Source organism: Kitasatospora sp. NPDC059722 (genome assembly GCF_042733235.1).
Lineage (GTDB): Bacteria > Actinomycetota > Actinomycetes > Streptomycetales > Streptomycetaceae > Kitasatospora.
On the sequence record NZ_JBHWGD010000261.1, the window covers coordinates 1 to 2,419 of the forward strand.

The 2,419-nt window shown below is 76.3% G+C and carries 2 protein-coding genes; one reads left to right on the forward strand and one right to left on the reverse strand.

Annotated features, from left to right (window positions below):
• Positions 1-1,639 (reverse strand): ABC-F family ATP-binding cassette domain-containing protein (locus ACFV4F_RS43115; RefSeq protein WP_380511474.1); only part of this gene is annotated, 1,639 nt, incomplete at its 3' end.
• Between the two features lie 240 nt (positions 1,640-1,879).
• On the opposite strand from ACFV4F_RS43115, the gene ACFV4F_RS43120 reads away from it, so the two are divergent.
• A complete protein-coding gene (locus ACFV4F_RS43120) occupies positions 1,880-2,395 on the forward strand; it encodes a hypothetical protein (protein ID WP_380511477.1) in 516 nt (171 codons plus the stop codon).
• The last annotated feature ends 24 nt before the right edge of the window (positions 2,396-2,419 follow it).

Here is a 2,419-nt window from a genome sequence, read left to right on the forward strand (position 1 = left end):
GGCCGGGGGGGGCCCGGGGCCCCCCGCGGCCCCGGCTACACGAGAGGCCGACGAGGTCCAGGTACGAGTCGCTCCACAGGTCCTCGTCGCCGTCCGGGAGGAGGAGGACGCGGTCCGGGCGGAGGGCCTCGATGGCGCCCGGGTCGTGGGTGACCATCACGATCGCGCCCGGGTACGTGCCGACGGCGCCCAGGACCTCGGCCCGCGAGGCCGGGTCGAGGTTGTTGGTGGGCTCGTCGAGGAGGAGCACGTTGGCGCCGGAGTGGACGAGTCCGGCCAGCGCCAGGCGGGTCTTCTCGCCGCCGGACAGGACGCCGGCGGGCTTGTCGGCGTCGTCGCCGCTGAACAGGAACGCGCCGAGCACGCGCCGCAGTTCGCCGTCGGTGAGGGCGGGGGCGGCCAGGGCGAGGTTGTCCCGGACGGTGAGCGCCGGGTCGAGGGTGTCGTGTTCCTGGGCGAAGTAGCCGAGCCGCAGGCCGGGGCCGGGCACGACGCGGCCCGAGTCCGGGGTCACGTGGCCGGCCAGGATCCGCAGCAGGGTGGTCTTGCCGGCGCCGTTGAGGCCGAGGATGACCAGCCGGGAGCCGCGGTCGACGGCGAGGTCCAGTCCGCCGAGGACGGGCCGGCCGCCGTAGGCCTTGGCGAGGCTGACCGCGCCGAGCGGCATGCGGCCGCACGGCTCGGGCTCGGGCAGCCGGATCCGGGCGACGCGCTCGGCCTGGCGGACGGGCTCCAGGTCGGCGAGCATCCGGTCGGCGCGGCGGGCCATGTTGCGGGCGGCGGTCGCGGTGGCGACGTTGGCCCGCATCTTGTCGGCCTGGGCGTTGAGCGAGGCGGCCTTGCGCTCGGCGTTGGCCCGCTCGCGGGCGCGCCGGCGCTCGTCGGCCTCGCGCTGGGTGAGGTAGGCCCGCCAGCCGGTGTTGTGGACGTCGATGGTGGCGCGCTGCGGGTCGACGTGGAAGACCCGGTTGACGGTGTCGGCGACCAGGCTGATGTCGTGGCTGATCAGCACGAGCCCGCCGGGGTGGCCGGCCAGGAAGCCGCGCAGCCAGGTGACGGAGTCGGCGTCCAGGTGGTTGGTGGGCTCGTCGAGCAGCAGGGTGCCGTGGTCGGCGAACAGGATCCGGGCCAGTTCGACCCGGCGCCGCTGGCCGCCGGACAGCGCGCCGACCGGGCCGGACATGACGCGGGTGGGCAGCCCGAGCCCGGCCGCGACCCGGGCGGCCTCGGCCTCGGCCGCGTAGCCGCCGCGCGACTGGAACGCGGCCTCGGCCCGCACGTAGGCGTCCATCGCCCGCCGCTCGGCGGCCGGTCCTTCGGCCAGCGTCATCGCCTCCTCGGCGGTGCGCAGGGCGCGGACGGCGGCGTCGAGGCCGCGGGCGGACAGGATGCGGTCGGTGACGGTGACGGCGGGGTCGGCGGCGCGGGAGTCCTGCGGGAGGTAGCCGACCGCACCGGTGCGGGTGACGGTGCCGGCGGCGGGGGCCAGCTCGCCGGCGAGCGTGGCGAGCAGGGTCGTCTTGCCGGCGCCGTTGCGGCCGACCAGGCCGATCCGGTCGCCGGGGGCGATGTGCAGGCTGACGTCGGACAGGAGGAGACGGGCGCCGACGCGCACGTCGACACCACGGGTGGTGATCATGGGATAACGCTCCGAAACAGCGAACGGACACACGGGTGGCGTGGAGGCGGGTCCGTCAGCTAGGAAATTCGGGGCGTGGACATGGGGCCGAGGGTACCCGGGCGGGCGGGGGCCCGCATCCGGATTAACGGCGGCGGGCCGGAGCGGGCTCACGGCGGATGCGATTTCGGCCACCGCGACGCGTGAATGGCGCACAAGGCCTCCTTGTCCCGTGCGCGCCCGCATCGCTTCCATGACGGCATGAGCCGACGAGAATTCGTTCTTCTGACCGACCACGGCTCGACCGAGGGCACCCGGGACGCGATGGCCGCCGCCGTCCGGAGGCTGACCGGCCGGGAACCCGTCCTGGTGGACGCGCGGCACTTCATGACGGACGACGCCGACGGGCTCGGCGGCACCGGCCGCATCGAGGCCGGCGGCGACGGCTTCGTACGGCTGGAGGCGGACGGTCGCGCCGTGACCACGGACACGGTGGTCGTCTACGAGATCCCGCCGCACCGGCGCCCCGCGTTCGCGCATTGCCAGCGGCTGCTGCGCGTCCACGGCGTCCGTTCGCTCGGCACCGACGCCGCGGCCTGGCGCGCGGCCACCGAGAAGGACGTCACGGTGGCCTGCTTCACCCGCGACGGCGTGCCGCACATGCCGACGATCGCGCTGTCCCGGCCGAGCCCGGCGGCGGGGCGGCCGGGCGGGGGGACGAAGCGGCGGGGGGGGGGGGGGGGGGGGGGCGGTGCGGGGGGGGGGGGGGCGGGGTAGCTCCACAGCCACCCCCCCCCCCCC

Bases quoted from the DNA above. Each gene is read 5' to 3' on its own strand.
- ACFV4F_RS43120 (WP_380511477.1), top strand. From the start codon at position 1,880: ATGAGCCGACGAGAATTCGTTCTTCTGACCGACCACGGCTCGACCGAG.